Annotated in this window: 15 protein-coding genes and 1 tRNA gene; 5 read left to right on the top strand and 11 right to left on the bottom strand. The window is 63.8% G+C overall.

Translation table 11 applies throughout. The features are described from left to right. Positions 1-53: 53 nt before the first annotated feature. The 3 genes from P9217_RS12500 to P9217_RS12490 form a co-directional block, all read right to left on the bottom strand. Entirely contained in the window at positions 54-881 is an 828-nt protein-coding gene (locus tag P9217_RS12500; protein WP_278085899.1) for a carbohydrate ABC transporter permease, read from the bottom strand. After that, positions 878-1,747: a sugar ABC transporter permease gene (locus tag P9217_RS12495; protein ID WP_127215915.1), complete on the bottom strand. Its 870-nt coding sequence runs from the start codon at positions 1,745-1,747 to the stop codon at positions 878-880. The genes P9217_RS12500 and P9217_RS12495 overlap by 4 nt, the downstream gene beginning before the upstream one ends. Before the next feature lie 305 nt (positions 1,748-2,052). After that, the gene (locus tag P9217_RS12490) at positions 2,053-3,282 is read right to left on the bottom strand and encodes a sugar ABC transporter substrate-binding protein (RefSeq protein ID WP_095827478.1); all 1,230 of its coding nucleotides are present in this window, start codon (positions 3,280-3,282) and stop codon (positions 2,053-2,055) included. Between the two features lie 170 nt (positions 3,283-3,452). Here P9217_RS12490 and P9217_RS12485 point away from each other — a divergent pair, with 170 nt between their 5' ends. Genes P9217_RS12485 through P9217_RS12475 form a run of 3 tightly spaced genes read left to right on the top strand, consistent with a single transcriptional unit; the run spans position 3,453 to position 6,184 of the window. Next, positions 3,453-4,223: an SDR family oxidoreductase gene (locus P9217_RS12485; protein ID WP_095799691.1), complete on the top strand. Its 771-nt coding sequence runs from the start codon at positions 3,453-3,455 to the stop codon at positions 4,221-4,223. 2 nt (positions 4,224-4,225) lie between these two features. Next, a complete protein-coding gene (locus P9217_RS12480; protein ID WP_278085900.1) occupies positions 4,226-5,293 on the top strand; it encodes an ABC transporter ATP-binding protein in 1,068 nt (355 codons plus the stop codon). 9 nt (positions 5,294-5,302) lie between these two features. Continuing rightward, positions 5,303-6,184, top strand: coding sequence for a MurR/RpiR family transcriptional regulator (locus P9217_RS12475; protein ID WP_067001412.1), 882 nt, complete (start codon positions 5,303-5,305; stop codon positions 6,182-6,184). A 105-nt stretch (positions 6,185-6,289) separates the two neighbouring features. On the opposite strand, the gene P9217_RS12470 is transcribed toward P9217_RS12475, so the two are convergent. Together P9217_RS12470 and P9217_RS12465 are read right to left on the bottom strand one after the other, a co-directional pair. Further along, on the bottom strand, positions 6,290-6,601 hold the full coding sequence (locus tag P9217_RS12470; RefSeq protein WP_278085901.1) for a DUF167 family protein: 312 nt from the start codon (positions 6,599-6,601) through the stop codon (positions 6,290-6,292). Between the two features lie 9 nt (positions 6,602-6,610). After that, positions 6,611-6,901 (bottom strand): YggT family protein, encoded by a 291-nt coding sequence (locus P9217_RS12465; protein ID WP_067002157.1) that lies wholly within the window; start codon positions 6,899-6,901, stop codon positions 6,611-6,613. Between the two features lie 140 nt (positions 6,902-7,041). Here P9217_RS12465 and P9217_RS12460 point away from each other — a divergent pair. Then, positions 7,042-7,117 (top strand) — tRNA-Ala (locus P9217_RS12460). A 37-nt stretch (positions 7,118-7,154) separates the two neighbouring features. On the opposite strand, the gene P9217_RS12455 is transcribed toward P9217_RS12460, so the two are convergent. After that, positions 7,155-7,490 (bottom strand): hypothetical protein, encoded by a 336-nt coding sequence (locus tag P9217_RS12455; RefSeq protein WP_127334911.1) that lies wholly within the window; start codon positions 7,488-7,490, stop codon positions 7,155-7,157. A gap of 275 nt (positions 7,491-7,765) precedes the next feature. On the opposite strand from P9217_RS12455, the gene P9217_RS12450 reads away from it, so the two are divergent. Next, on the top strand, positions 7,766-7,945 hold the full coding sequence (locus P9217_RS12450) for a hypothetical protein (RefSeq protein WP_278085902.1): 180 nt from the start codon (positions 7,766-7,768) through the stop codon (positions 7,943-7,945). Positions 7,946-7,999: 54 nt separating this feature from the next. Here the strand turns inward: P9217_RS12450 and P9217_RS12445 are convergent, their stop codons facing one another. The 5 genes from P9217_RS12445 to P9217_RS12425 form a co-directional block, all read right to left on the bottom strand. Continuing rightward, the gene (locus P9217_RS12445; protein WP_127239489.1) at positions 8,000-8,494 is read right to left on the bottom strand and encodes a hypothetical protein; all 495 of its coding nucleotides are present in this window, start codon (positions 8,492-8,494) and stop codon (positions 8,000-8,002) included. A 125-nt stretch (positions 8,495-8,619) separates the two neighbouring features. Further along, positions 8,620-10,014, bottom strand: coding sequence for a multicopper oxidase family protein (locus P9217_RS12440; protein WP_278085903.1), 1,395 nt, complete (start codon positions 10,012-10,014; stop codon positions 8,620-8,622). 129 nt (positions 10,015-10,143) lie between these two features. Continuing rightward, positions 10,144-11,952: an ABC transporter ATP-binding protein gene (locus P9217_RS12435; protein WP_278085904.1), complete on the bottom strand. Its 1,809-nt coding sequence runs from the start codon at positions 11,950-11,952 to the stop codon at positions 10,144-10,146. Positions 11,953-12,103: 151 nt separating this feature from the next. Then, a complete protein-coding gene (locus P9217_RS12430; RefSeq protein WP_278085905.1) occupies positions 12,104-13,048 on the bottom strand; it encodes an acetamidase/formamidase family protein in 945 nt (314 codons plus the stop codon). After that, entirely contained in the window at positions 13,038-14,681 is a 1,644-nt protein-coding gene (locus tag P9217_RS12425) for an ABC transporter substrate-binding protein (protein ID WP_067323083.1), read from the bottom strand. The genes P9217_RS12430 and P9217_RS12425 overlap by 11 nt, the downstream gene beginning before the upstream one ends. Positions 14,682-14,687: the final 6 nt, after the last annotated feature.

The raw sequence follows: 14,687 nt of genomic DNA, 5'->3' as shown, positions 1-14,687 counted from the left end.
GGCAATTCCGGACGGAAAACCGCTCCACAGTTTTCCTGGAATTGCCGGGATTGCTATTTCACCGCTCCTAATGCCAGCCCGCGCACCAGGTAGCGCTGCAGCCAGATGAAGAGGATCGCCACCGGCAGCGTCGCCAGCAGCGTGGCCGCCATGACGTGGTGCCATTCGATCGTGTAGCGGCCGGCGACCAGCGAGAAAACCTGGATCGGCAGCGTGTAGCTTTCCTGGCTGCGCAGCATGGTGAGCGCCACGACGAACTCGTTCCAGGCGTTGATGAAGGTGAAGATCGCCGTCACAGCGATTGCCGGCAGGCAAAGCGGCAGGAACACTTTGCGCAGCGTCAGCCAGCGGCCGGCGCCTTCCATCCAGGCGGCCTCCTCGAGGTCGCGCGGAATGGTGTCGAAATAGCTCTGCAGCATCCAGACGGTGAAGGCGACGTTGAAGGCCATGTAGATGAAGCCGAGTGCCGTCGTGCTCTCGACCAGCCCCCAGGCGGCCATCAGCCTGAACAGGCCAAGCACCAGCACGATCGGCGAGATCATCTGCGAGATCAGCAGGAACTGGCGGAAGGCGCCATAACCGGCAAAGCGGAAGCGCGACATGGCATATGCCGCCGGCACCGAGATCAGGATGGCGCCGATCGTCGCCAGCGCCGAGACATAGAGCGAATTGAGAAGCGCCTGGCCGAAACCGGTCGCCACCCACATATCGGCAAAATTCGACCAGCGGAATTCGCTCGGCCACCATGTTGGCGTCAGCACTTCGGTCCGCGGCTTGACCGCGGTGAGGAACATCACCGCGAAGGGGAAGATCGTCACCACGATCAATGGCGCAAGCAGCAGCCAGGCGATGATCGAGCGTTTCAGCTTGCCCTTTCTCATGCGCGTTGCTCCCGCATGGCGAGCCGCACATAGATCATGGTGAAGATGAGCAGGATGACGAACATCACCAGCGACACCGCCGAAGCCTCGCCCAGCTTGCCGATGCGGAAGGCGAGCTTGTAGAGATGGGTGACCAATATGTCGGTGGAGTTCGCCGGTCCCCCTTGAGTCATCACCCAGATGATCGGGAAGGAGTTGAAGACGTAGATCGTGTTGAGCACGATCGCGATGTTGATGAACGGTTTTAGGAGCGGAAAGGTGATCTCGCGGAACTGCTGTAAGGGGGTCGCGCCCTCCAGCGCCGCGGCTTCGTAGAGATCGTCGGGGATCGACGACAGGCCGCCGAGGAAGATCGTGGTGGTGAACGGCACCGTCACCAGTATGCCGATCAGCACCTGCATCGGGAAGGCGGTCTCGGCGCTCGCCAGCCACTGGATGTTCTGGCTGATTAGGCCGAGCTTCATCAGCCCCGAGTTCAGCATGCCGCTTTCGCCGTTGAGCGCCCAGCGCCATACCACCGCCGTCATGGTGAGCGACACCGCCCAGGGCAGCATGATGATGACGCGGGCCAGCCCACGGCCGTAGAAGTCGGTATTGAGTATGATCGCCACCGGGATCGACAAGAGCAGCGCCCCGCCGACCACCAGCACGGTCCATAGGCCGGTGCGCCACAGGGCGGCGACAAAATCGGGATCGGCAGCAAGCGCCCGGAAATTGGCCAGGCCGCTGAAGTCGCGCAGCTGGCCAAAGCGATTCACGTCATGCGTCGAGATCTGCACGAGATCCCAGACGGGCCAGAAGATCACCACCGCCGCCAGCAAAAGGCTGGGAAGCGTCAGCAGATAGGGCACGACACGGCTTTGCATCGGCTGGCTTGCACCGCGTTGCGGGTAGATGGCAGTGGCATTGGTGCTCAAGGCACGGTCCCCGCATTGGAATTTCGCTGGCCTGCCGGCTTGGCTGTCGTTCTTCCTGGGCAATTGCTTCAGGATTTGCATTCCTCGCCGGCGTTTGAGCCGACATCGATGATTGTCCTTGTCTGAACCGATTGCCCGGTCGTTCTTCCGCAATCCGACAGAAAACCGCGCCCGTTCTCCTGGGATTGCCAAGCCGGAGAGATGTGGCGCGCCCCGACGGGGTGGGGCGCGCCACGGGCGCAGGGAGATACGCCCTATTTCTTCAGTACGCCGTTGGCCTTGTCTGCCGCCTCCTTCAAAGCGGCCTCCGGCTCGGCGCTGCCGAGATAGATCTTCTGCATGGCGTCGGAAGTGATCTGGGCGATTTCTTCCCAGCCCGGGATGACCGGCGCGAAGCGAGCGTCGGGCAACAGCGCGGTGAAGGCGGCGAGGTCGGCGTTGTTGACGTAATACTCCATCTTCGCCTCTTCCTTGTTCACGGGCAGGAAGCCTTCGCCTTGCGTGAACTTGGCGCGCTGCTCCTTGGTGAACAGGAAGTCGAGCAGCTTCCAGGCCTCGTCCTTGTTCTTGGAGTTCTTGAACATGATTATGGAATCGGTGACGCCATAGGTGCCGCGCGCGCCGGTCGGCCCGGCCGGAATGGCGGCGACGCCGTATTTCAGGCTCGGTGCCTCTTCCTTGATCTGGTTGGAGAGGAATGGCGCGGTGATCATCATGCCGACCTTGCCCTGCTTGAACAGGTTCTGCACGTCCTCGCGGTTGTTGGAGGTCACGCCAGGCTCGGTCAGGCCCTCGTCGATCATCGACTTGTAAAGCTTGGCCGCTTCAAGCGCGCCCGGCGTGCTCAGACCCGACGTGCCGTCCTTGTTGAGGATCTCGGTGCCGAATGACCACATCGCGTAGTAGTAATAGACGTCCGTCTCGATCTCCTTGCCTTGCAGGCCGTAGCCGAAGGCGCCGACCGCCTTGATCTTGCGCGCGTCCTCCTGCAACTCGGTCCAGGTTGCCGGCGGCTTGGCTATGCCGGCCTTCTCGAACAGCTCCTTGTTGTAATACATGGCACGCGCCGAGGCGGCGATCGGCAGGCCATAGGTATGGCCGTTCATGATCGAGGGCTGCAGGAAGGTATCTATGAAGCGGTCCTTGAACTCGGGCTTGATGTAGCTGTCGAGCGGCTCGGCGACGTCTTGCTGCACGAAGTCGATCAGCCAGCGCGTCCCGATGATCGACAGATCGGCATTGGTGCCGGCAGTGATGTCGGTGGTCAGCTTCTGTAGGAGCACGTCCCACGGCACCACTTCATATTTGATGGTAATGCCGGGATTGGCCGCCTCGAACTCCTTCTTCACCTCTTCGAAATAGGGGCCAGTCTTGGCGCTGTATTCGGCGACGGTGACGCGCACCTCGCCCGCATCGGCCGGCGCGGCAAGCGCCAGCATGCTCATTCCGGCCAACAGGCCGACAGTCCATTTCGCAAGGCTCATCTGATCTCCTCCCATAATGCGCATTCGCGCCTGGCCGGTTGGCACAGGATTTATGTTACTTTCCTACATTATCGATGGTTTTCGGGGAAGCAAGCAGTTTATCATGTTGCTTAATTACATTTCGTTGAGTAGCGTTCTCTCCCTGTCGGAAGTGGCGAGGAGCACTGATCGTGGTGTCGCAGGGCGATTTCGAGGGCAAGACAATTGTCGTCACCGGCGCCGGCGGCGGTCTTGGCTCGGCGATCGTGGCGCTGATGGCCGAGCGCGGCGGCCGCATCGTCGGCTGCGACCAGTCGGCCGAGGCGCTGACCAGCCCGCACATCGCCTCGTGTCACGTTTTCAACCTGCTCGACCGCACCTCGATCGAAGCGGCGATCTCAAGCCTGCTCGACAAGGACGGCGTGCCGGATATCCTTGTCAACAATGCCGGCTGGACGCGCGCCGAGACGCTGAAAGCGTTGACGCCGGAGAGAATAGAACAGGAGCTCGATCTCAACCTCGCCGGTGTGATGAGTTTCGCCGATCCGCTGGTCAAGGCGATGGCCGCGCGCGGCTCGGGCAGCGTCGTCTTCATCTCCTCGGTCAACGCCATCGCGCATTTCGGCAATCCGGCCTATGCCGCCGCCAAGGCCGGCATCAACGCCTACGCCAAGTCGATCGCCGTCGAGCTTGGCCGCAGCGGCGTGCGCGCCAACGTCGTCTGCCCTGGCTCGATCCGCACTGCCGCCTGGGATCATCGCCTGGCTAAGGATCCCGAGATCCTCGGCCGGCTGAAGCGGCTCTATCCGCTCGGCCGCATCGTGAATGCGTCGGAAGTGGCCGAGGCCGTGGCTTTCCTTGCCTCCGACCGCGCATCCGGCATAACGGGCGCCGTGGTGCCGGTGGACGCCGGACTGACAGCCGGCTACCTGCCTTTCATCGACGACATTTTGGGAGCGTGACCATGACCGATGTCCAGTTTCGCAACCTGTCGAAATCCTTCGGCCAGCATAAAATCCTCGAGGACATCAACCTCGAGATCAAAAGCGGCGAGTTCGTCGTGCTGGTTGGTCCGTCCGGCTGCGGTAAGTCCACGCTCCTGCGCATGCTGGCCGGGCTGGAGACGATCTCCTCCGGTGATCTCGTGATCGGCGGCACCCGTGCCAACGACCTGCCGCCGCAGAAGCGCAACATCGCCATGGTCTTCCAGTCCTATGCCCTGTTCCCGCATCTGAGGGCCGCCGACAATATCGGCTTCGGCCCGAAGATCCGCGGCGAGACGCGTGCCGCGATCGACGACAAGGTGAAGAGAGCGTCCGGCGTGCTCAACCTCTTCTCCTATCTCGACCGCTATCCCAGGCAGTTGTCCGGCGGCCAGCGTCAGCGCGTCGCCATGGGCCGCGCCATCGTGCGTGAGCCCTCCGTCTTTCTGTTCGATGAGCCGCTCTCCAATCTCGACGCGCAGTTGCGCGTGCAGATGCGCACCGAGATCAAGGCGCTGCACCAGCGGCTGAAATCGACCATCGTCTACGTCACCCACGACCAGATCGAGGCCATGACCATGGCCGACCGCATCGTCGTGATGGATCGTGGTCGCATCCAACAGGTCGGACAGCCGCTCGAACTCTACGACCGGCCGGCCAACAAGTTCGTCGCCGGCTTCATCGGCTCGCCGTCGATGAGTTTTGTTTCCGGCGCGCTGAAGACCGCCGACGCCAAGTCCTGGTTCGAGACCAAAGGCGGCGGCCGGCTGGCGCTTGCCGGCAAGACAGCGTCCGGCGGCGACACGGTCGAGGCGGGCATCCGCCCCGAGCATTTCATCATCGGCGCGCGTGACGATGCCATCGCCATCGACGTCGACGTGGTCGAGCCGACCGGCTCAGAGACCCATGTCTATGGCTCGATCGGCGACGACACGGTACGCGCCGTGTTCCGCGACCGGCTGCAGGTGAAGCCGGGTGACCGGCTGCCAGTGAGCGTCGACCCGCGCAACATCCATCTCTTCGACAAGGCGACGGGCCTGCCGCTGTGAGATGAAAGGATGAAGACCCCGGCCGACATCATCACCCGCCTGCAACTGATGTCGCAGGACGGCACCAAATCGGACCGCCGGCTGGCCGGCTTGGTGCTTTCCGATCTCGATTTCGCCTCCAAGGCAGCGATTTCGGAGATTGCCGCGCGTGTCGGCGTCAGCGAGCCGACCGTCACCCGCTTCTGCCGCAATCTCGGCTGCGAGGGCCTGCGCGATTTCAAATTCTATTTGGCGCAGGCGATCGCCATCGGCGGTCAGTACCTGTCGCCGGAACCGCTCAGCCGCGACGCGCGGGAGCAGCGCATCGCTTCCGCCATTACCGAGGCAGCGGTCGCCGCCATCCAGCGCGCCAGCGAAAATCTCGACATGACGACGCTGATGGCTGTCGGCGCCCGCATCGCCGGTTCCGGCAATGTGCTGTGCATCGGCTCCGGCGGCATCTCCTCGATGATGGCGACGGAGATGCAAAATCGGCTGTTCCGGCTGGGCCTCTCGGCGCTCGCCCAGGTCGACGGCCAGTTACAGCGCATGTATGCGGCGGTCGCGACACCGGAGACGACGCTGGTCGCCTTCTCGGTCTCGGGCTATGCCCGCTCGGTCATCGAGGCGGTCGAGGTCGCGCAGCAATATGGGGCAGCCACCGTCGCCATCACCGCGCCCGATTCGGCTTTGGCCAAGGTCGCCGACACGGTCATCCAGCTGCAGTCTTTCGAGGACGGCAATATCTACAAGCCGACCTCGTCGCGCTACGCACTGCTTGCCATTCTCGACATGATCGCCACCACGGTGGCGGAATCGCGCGGGCCGAAGGTGCTGGAGAACCTGCGCCGCATCAAGCAGAGCGTGAACACGCTGAAGGTCGACGATCCGAAGCTGCCGCTGGGAGATTGAAGCGCCGGCGCTGAACTGCCGATCGCCCCGAGTGGGAACCCAAGCGGAGGAAATGTCCGGCAGGACAGAGGCGGGCGCTGGCCCGCCTCGCCTCTCAAGTTTGGATTACCCGGAAAGCGCCTCGACGCTCTTCGCCAGCTCAACCGCATCACCCCAGATCCGCAGCGTCTTAAGCCGGGACGTGCCTCCGGCCACCACCGAAACCGCCGATCCCGGCACGCCAAGCGCCTTCGCCATCATCCGCTCCAGCGCAGTATTGGCGGCGCCGTTCTCCGGCACCGCGCGCACACGCGCCTTGAGATGGCTGCGCCCGTCGGCGGCCGTCTCAATGCCTTCGATCCGATCCACCGCCGCCTTCGGCGTCAGCCGCACGAAAAGGTCGATGCCGTCGTCGCGCGGACGGAACGGCGAGGCCATGGATCGGCCTTAAGCGACCCAGGAGAAGACGGTGGTGATCAAAAACTGGCGGATGAAGAAGATGATCAAAAGAAGAATGATCGGCGAGATGTCGATGCCGCCAAGATCGGGCATGTAGCGGCGGATCGGCCGCAGCGCCGGCTCGGTCAGACGGTAAAGCATATTGCCGACGGTGCCGACAAACTGGTTGCGCGAGTTGACGACGTTGAAGGCATAGAGCCAGGAAAAGATCGCCGAGGCGATGATGATCCACCAGTAGATATCAAGCGCCATGACGATGGTTTGAATAAGGGCGATCATGCCGGTCTCCAAATTGTCGCCGACATGTAGCCATTGCGCGCGGAACCGGCAAGGCCCGGCCGTTTCGGCGCTCGATGCCGGGCAGCCGTTTCGCCTTGACATCAAACCGCCGCGACCGATACAAGCCGATCCGCTGGAACGGGGCTGTAGCTCAGCTGGGAGAGCGCATCGTTCGCAATGATGAGGTCAGGGGTTCGATCCCCCTCAGCTCCACCAGCCGAAAGCAGGGGCGGGCTCTGGGCCCGCCAGTCGCTCAGTCATCCCAATCGTCCCAATTATCTTCATCCTGCCGCGGATAGCTGGGGATGACGCGGACAATCGGCCGCTGGCGCTCGTAGCGCCAGTAATACTCGTCCGACGGCTGCGGCTCGTAGGTGCGATAGATCGGCCGGTAGTGCCGCTCGCGCTTCCAATGCTTGTGCTTCTTGTGCGGGCTCACGCAATAGCCGTCTTCCGTCAGGTACGCGCATGTCACATGCGCCTGCTGCACGAGGCCGTCTCCAGCCGGGATACCGATCATCGGCGCCGCCTGAACCGCGGGCGCCAGCGCCAGCATGGTGCCGGCAAGGGTAAGGACGGACAATTTCATCGACCTCTCCATCGTCTCGAATTGGGCGGCCGAAAGACCTTCGGATTCAGGACGATTTGCGGCGACCAGGATCACTTTTCGTTCCCGCCGCACATATGGGCGTCAGATCATGTTTCCACTAGCATCCTGCGTCCTGCACGCCGGCCTGCTCTGTTTCCAGGTCACGAATTGGCAACGAGAAGCCATCTTCCGCGTCATTCCCACGAAACAGACGGGGCGCATTGGGTTGGGCGTCCCGCCGCCGACATATCCGCCATCTCAACGGAGAAGTACCAATGTCAGTGGTGGGAATCCTGCTCCATCTCGGCCGAGCCATCATCCATGCGCACAGCAACGCCAAGGTCAGGAACCTGATGGATGCCTCGCCGCCCGAAACCCGCACAAACATGGGCCGGCAAATTTCACCCGGCGCCTCCGAAAAAGAGCCCGGCGCCATTCATCCCGGCGGACGCTAAAGCAGCTCCAGGATAAGTGCCAACTGGAGGCTCCGCGTGGCCGGTATTGCCCGATCACCTGGAGACCGCCGTCGCTTTGCGATTGCGCTGTCGCGCATAGGCCACGCAGGCGTCCACCGTGCTGACGCAGAGCGCATCGATGCTGTTGGGCAAATTGTTGTCGCCGGCATAGGTCACTTCCGCGACACGGCCGCCGAGCATGCGAATCTGCGTGTTGCAATAGCCGCCGGGCGCGACGTTGACGGACCCTCCAACTGCGGGGATAGCGCCCAGGGCCATGGTCGGCACCGCGATGTTGAGATTGCCGCGCTGCACGCTGCGCTGATAGGTCCAGATCTGGCCGGAAGGTCCCACATCGGCGGTCGCGGTCGGAAAGCCGGCGCACATGCGGACATCGGCCTCGCTGAGGCCGACCATTTCCCTGCGGGCGGCGGCCGTGGTGGCATCCTCTTTCGCGACCCGCGACGTATCGTCGGGGATGACGCAGGACGACAGGATGGAGATGCCTGCCGCAACAAGGGCAAGTTTTTGAATGCGCAAAGTTGTCATGCCGTCGGTCGGAGTTGCGTGCCGCCCCAGCGCCTCTTGCCTACCTAGGCAAGCGGGCAACGGCGTCAACCCGTCGAGGTCCGCGAATTCCCGTCAAAGGCGAGGGCGCCTATCGCTCTACGTGTTCACGTCACCCGCAAATAGCTCGTCATGCCCGTCTTCTGGTGCTCGATGATGTGGCAGTGGAGCAGCCAGTCGCCGGGGTTGTCGGCGACGAAGCCCAGCTGCACCTTCTCGTCGGGCTGGATGAGATAGGTGTCGGAGATAAGCGGCTGGACCGCGCGCGTCGAGGACGACAGCACCTTGAAGCTCATGCCGTGCAGGTGGATCGGGTGCGCGTGCGGCGTCAGGTTTTCCATGTCGATGATGTAGCTTTGGCCGAGTTTCAGCTCGGCCAGCGGCGCGGTCGGGTCCGGCGTGTCGCCCGGCCACGGCACTTTGTTGATCGCCCAGAAACTATAGCCGAGCGACCCACAGATGCTGTCGGCCGCGACATTTTCGGCCGTGGCGCTCAGCGCCAGCGGAATGCGCCTCGCGGCGGCGACGTCCACCTCCGCCACCGGATTGGGCTCGAGCGGGCCGAGATCGCGAAGATCGCGCTTGAGCGATTGGCCGACCGCACGCAGTGTCGCCAGAACCTTTGGCTTCGTGCCCCTGACATCCCGCAGGCTGACGATCGCGCCTTCGTCGTCGGGCATGCGGATGGCAAGCTCCAGCCGTTGTCCGGGCCCGAGCTGCAGGGCGTCGGGCGCAAAGCGCTGCGGCACCGGATTGCCGTCGAGCGCGATGACGGTGGCCTCGGCGCCGTCGACGCGGAAGCCATAAATGCGCGTGACGTCGGTGATGGCGGCCCGCAGCCGCACCAGCCCGCCGGCCGGCGCGTCATATTGCGGCTGGTCGAGCCAGTTGGCCGTGCGCACCGTGCCATAGGTGCCGCTGCGCGCCGCATCGCGCGGCCGGAACTGCGCGATGAACTGGCCGTCATCGCCGAGGCGCCAGTCGCGCAGATTGAGCGCCACTTCGGCATCGAAGGGAGGATCGTTCGGGTTTTCCACCACGATGACGCCGGTCAGCCCATGGCCCATCTGTTCCAGCGTGTTGCAATGCGGATGATACCAGAAGGTGCCGGCGTCTGGCGGCGCGAAGGCGTAGTCGAAATGATCGCCCTGATACACATAGGGCTGGATCATGAACGGCACGCCGTCCATCTTGTTGGGAACGCGGATGCCATGCCAATGGATGGTCGTCGGGTCGTCGATGCCGTTGACGAGCCGCGCAGCGAATGGCTTGCCTTTCTTCATCCTGATGACCGGCGGCGGGCCGGCCTCGCCATAGGTCAGGACATTCTTCGTTGGCGCGCCGGCCATCAACTGCGCTGCTATGCCTGCCGTCTTCAAGATCAGCGGTTCGGGTTTCGCCGCCGCCCAACCGGCAAACTTGCCGGCGGTCGAGAGGCCGATGCCGGCCGCGCCGGCCGCCGCGGCGCCCTGCAGGAGTTTGCGGCGTGTGAGGACCGACATTGAGAATCCGGAATGGGTGAGTGGCGGCTTCAGGCTCTACCATCATTCGCGTACATCCCGAAACGGACAGATCGCCGCTCCCGAAAGCCAATCGAATGCCAGGCTGAATGCGGCAGGCCGTGATCCTGATCAATCTCCGACGGCGGCGAAATGTCCGCCGCCGAAATCCTTGAGCAACAGTTTCGGCACGCTCTCGCCGATCCGCCGCGTCGCGCTTGGAATTTCGCGGTCGAGACGGGCAAAGCGTGTCCGGCGCAATGACGGATCGGGAACAGGCACGGCCTCGATCAGCCGCCGCGTATAGGGATGGCGCGGATTGGAGAACACCTGGTCGCGACTGCCGATCTCGACGATCTGGCCGAGATACATGACGGCGACACGATCCGAGACGTTTTCGACCACCGCCATGTCGTGCGAGATGAACAGATAGGCGACGCCGAATTCGCGCTGCAGCTCCTTCAAGAGATCGAGCACGCGCGCTTGCACCGAAACGTCGAGCGCCGAAACGCTCTCGTCGGCGATGATCAGCTTCGGCCTCAGCGCCAGCGCCCGCGCGATGCAGATGCGTTGGCGTTGGCCGCCCGAGAATTCATGCGGATAAAGCTCCATCTGCTCAGACGAGAGACCGACCCGCTCGAACAGCGCTGCCACGCGCTCCCGCCGTTCTTCCTTCGAGCCGATGCCATGGATCAGCAGCGGCTCCGCCACCAGCTCGCCGACGCGCATGCGCGGGTCGAGCGAGGCATAAGGGTCCTGGAAGACCATCTGCACGTCTCGTCGCACCGCCTTGCGCTCGTCGCGCCCGAGGCGGGACAATTCGCGTCCGCCGATCGTCACGCCGCCGCTATAAGGAACGAGGCCGGCCAGCGCCTTGGCGGTGGTCGACTTGCCGCAGCCGGATTCGCCGACCAGCGCCAGCGTCTCGTTCGGCGCGATCGAGAAGCTAATGCCTTCGACGGCATGCACCCTTCGGTTGACGCGGCCGAAGAAGCCACCGCGCAGGTCGAAGCGGACATGCAGGTCTTTCACGACCGCCACCTTGTCTTGCATTGCCGCCACGTCGGACTCGCCGGAAGCCCGGCGGCGCGCGCCGGAGCCGATGCGCGGAACGGCGGCAAGGAGCTCGCGCGTATACGCGGCTTGCGGCCTGGCAAAAATAGCCGATGTCGTCCCCTCTTCGACCATGCGGCCGTTGCGCATGACGATCACCCGATCGGCCATTTCGGCCACGACGCCCATGTCGTGGGTGATCAGGATCACGCTGGTGCCGTGCTGGCGCTGCAGGTCGCGCAGCAGTTCCAGCACCTCGCCCTGCACCGTCACGTCGAGCGCCGTCGTCGGCTCGTCGGCGATCAGCACTGCGGGTTCGAGCGCCAGCGCCATCGCGATCATCACCCGCTGGCGCATGCCGCCGGACAGCTCGTGCGGAAATTGTTTCAGCCGGCTTTCGGCCTCGGAGATGCGCACCGCCTTTAGCGCCGCGACCGCGCGCAGCTTGGCCTCCGTGTGGGATACACCGGTATGCGCCTCGATCGACTCGGTGAGCTGCCGGCCGATCGACAGCACCGGATTGAGCGAGGTCATCGGCTCCTGGAAGATCATGGCGATGCGGTCGCCACGAATGTCGCGCATGCGCCGTTCGTCGAGCACCGTCAGCTCGACGGCACTGCCATCCTTATCGCAAAGCCGGATCGTGCCGGCGGCGATGCGGCCGGCCGGCTGCGGCAGCAATTGCATGATTGCCAGCGCGGTCATCGACTTGCCGGAGCCGGACTCGCCGGCGATGCACAGCGTCTCGCCGCGTTTGAGAGACAGCGATAGGCCGGATACCACCTCGCGCTCGCCATCCTCGCCGCGCACGCTGACGCTGAGGCCGGCGATTTCCAGCACCGCCTCGCCGGCCAGCGCTGATGGAACTTCGCGAACGCTTTGCGTCATTGCTCTCCCCGAGCAAGTCGGAGCGCCGGTCCCCACCCGGACCTTTGGTCCGACCTCCCGACGAGGGGGAGGTAAGGCGCTGGCGTTTTACCCTCCCTCTTGTTGGAAGGGTCGCTGCGAAGCAGCGGGGCGGGGGTGGGGCGCCGACCTCTCATTCAAACACGCAGCGCGGGAAGTAGAACGACACCACCCAGTTCGGCATGTCGACGATCTCGCTGATCCTGAGATCGCCGGAGACCGAGACCAGCATATAGGCGTCGACCGGGTCGAGCTTGTATCGGCCGGCCAGCAGGTCGACCATCTGACTGACCGCCTGCTTGGCGCCGGTCATCAGGTCGGGCCCGATCCCGGTCGTCACCTCATAACCTTTGGCGTCGAGATGCCGCGTCACCGGGCCCGGCGTGGTGAAGCGCGGCGTCTTCAGCCGCGCGTCCTTCACCAGGTCGAGCTTGAGCACGACGTCCATGGGACTCTCGATCGCAGTGCCGCACACTTCGCCGTCGCCCTGCGCGGCATGCGTGTCGCCGACCGAAAACAGCGCGCCTGCCACTTCCACCGGCAGATAGAGAATGGTGCCGGCGGCAAGGTCCCTTATGTCGAGATTGCCGCCGACGCGCCGCGGCGGCACCACCGAATGGTGGCCCATCTCGCCCGGCGCGTTGCCGATCGTGCCGGCAAACGGCTTCAGCGGCACGCGGCCTTGTCTGCCGAACAGCGCCGGCTCGAGCGAGCCGGGGTCATATTTCCAGATGTTGAGTGCCGGCTCCTTGAAGTCGTCGGCAAGCAGACCGAAGCCCGGAATGTTCGCCGTCCAGCCGAAGCCGGACGGCTTGAACATTTCGATCGTCACCTTCAGCGCGTCGCCGGGCTCGGCGCCCTCGACGAAGATCGGCCCGGTCACCGGGTTGATCATGCCGAAATCGAGGCTGGCGATATCGCCGACGGTGCTGTCGGCCTTGAGCTGCCCGCCGGAGGAATCCAGGCACTGGAACTCGATCGTCGAGCCAGGCGCCACGCGCTCGGCCGGGGCAAAGGAATTGTCCCAGCCGAAGTGGTGATGGCGCCCGTGGATGGTGTAGTCGCAGTTACTGCACATCTTTCACATACACATTGTCGTAGTTGATAGGGATATGGACCGGGTCGACATAGAGATTGTCGGCGCCGCCCATGCGGGCCGACTTCAGCGTGAAGCGCTGCTCGTTGAAGACCGGCGCCCAGGGTGCGTCCTCCATGATCTTGTCGTAGATCGCGCTCCACATCTTCTCGCGATCCGCGGACTTTGCCGGATCGACGACCGAATCGGCTTCGGCCGCCTTGGCGTCGAGATCCTTGTTGCAGTACCACGCCCAATTCCAGCCGCCCGGCACCGCGCCGGCGCAGCCGAGGATCGGTCCGTAGAAGTTGGACGGATCCGGGAAATCGGCGATCCAGGCCATGCCGCCCGACCAGATCATCGGCGCGCCGGACTTGTCGCCGCCGGCGGCAATCACGTTGGCCTGGGCGAGCGATTGGATGCTGGCCTTGATGCCGATGGCAGCCAGGTCCTGCTGGATCGCCTGCGCGATACGCGGATTGGGGTCGGTGTTCATGGCGAACAACTGCGTTTCGAAGCCATCGGGGTGGCCGGCCTCGGCAAGCAGGGCCTTGGCCTTGGCGACGTCATAGGGATAGCCCTTGAATGCCTTGTCGTAACCGGGCATCGACGGCGGCAGCGGCTGATTGGCCGGCACCGCGCGGTTGTTGATCATCTGAACGATGCGGTCCTTGTTGATCGCCATGTTCACCGCCTGGCGCACCTTCACATTGTCGAAGGGCGGCATGGTGGTGTTCATGGTGATGTAGCCGGTGTGCAATTGCCCGCCCACCACGACGCGGGCCTTCTGCTCCGGATCGTTCATCACCTCCTGGAACTTGGCCGGCGGAATGCCGTCGCCGGGCACGTCGATCTCGCCCTTCTGCAGGCGCAGCAGCGCCACGATCGGCTCCTGGCCGATCTCGAAGGTGATTTTGTCGAGATGCGGCAGGCCCTTGTGCCAGTAGTCGGGGTTGCGCTCGAAGACGATGCGCTGGCCGAGCGTCCATTCGGCAAGCTTGAAGGCGCCGGTGCCGACCGGATGCTTGCCGAAGTCGGCGCCGTATTTCTCGACCTCCTCCTTCGGCACCACATGCGAGAAATTGATCGCCATGACATGCAGGAAGGTGGCGTCCGGGCGGGTCAGCTCGAATTTGATCGTATAGGGATCGACCGCGGTGACGCCGGAGAGGCTGTTCGCTTTGCCGGCGGCGACCTCGTCATAGCCTTTGATCGAGCCGAAGAAGCCGGCGCCCGGGCTCTGCGTCTTCGGATTGGTGACGCGGTCGAGCGAGTATTTAACGTCGTCGGCCGTCATCTCCCGGCCATTGTGGAACTTCACGCCGTGGCGCAGCTTGAAGGTGAAGGTCTTGCCGTCCGGCGAGATCTCGTAGCTTTCGGCAAGGTCGGGCTTCAACTTGGTGGTGCCGGGCTCGTAATCCATGAGGCCATCGAACAAGCTCTTGATCATCGACCAGTTCTGCCAGTCGTAGCCGATCGCCGGATCGAGCGTCGCGACATCGTCCTTGTAGGTGATGGTGATGGCGCCGCCCTGCTTGGCGTTAGGGTCGATCGCGTCGTCGGCGCGCGCGCTTGCCATGCCGAGCATCAGCGCAAGCGCCGAGGCCGCCACGGTGGATGCCAGAAATCGTCTCATGTCACT

Origin of the sequence: Mesorhizobium sp. WSM4989 (genome assembly GCF_029625795.1) — a bacterium.
In the GTDB taxonomy this organism is placed as follows: domain Bacteria; phylum Pseudomonadota; class Alphaproteobacteria; order Rhizobiales; family Rhizobiaceae; genus Mesorhizobium.
Note: the sequence above shows the minus strand (reverse complement) of the source record. Positions and strands in the feature narration are given on the sequence as shown.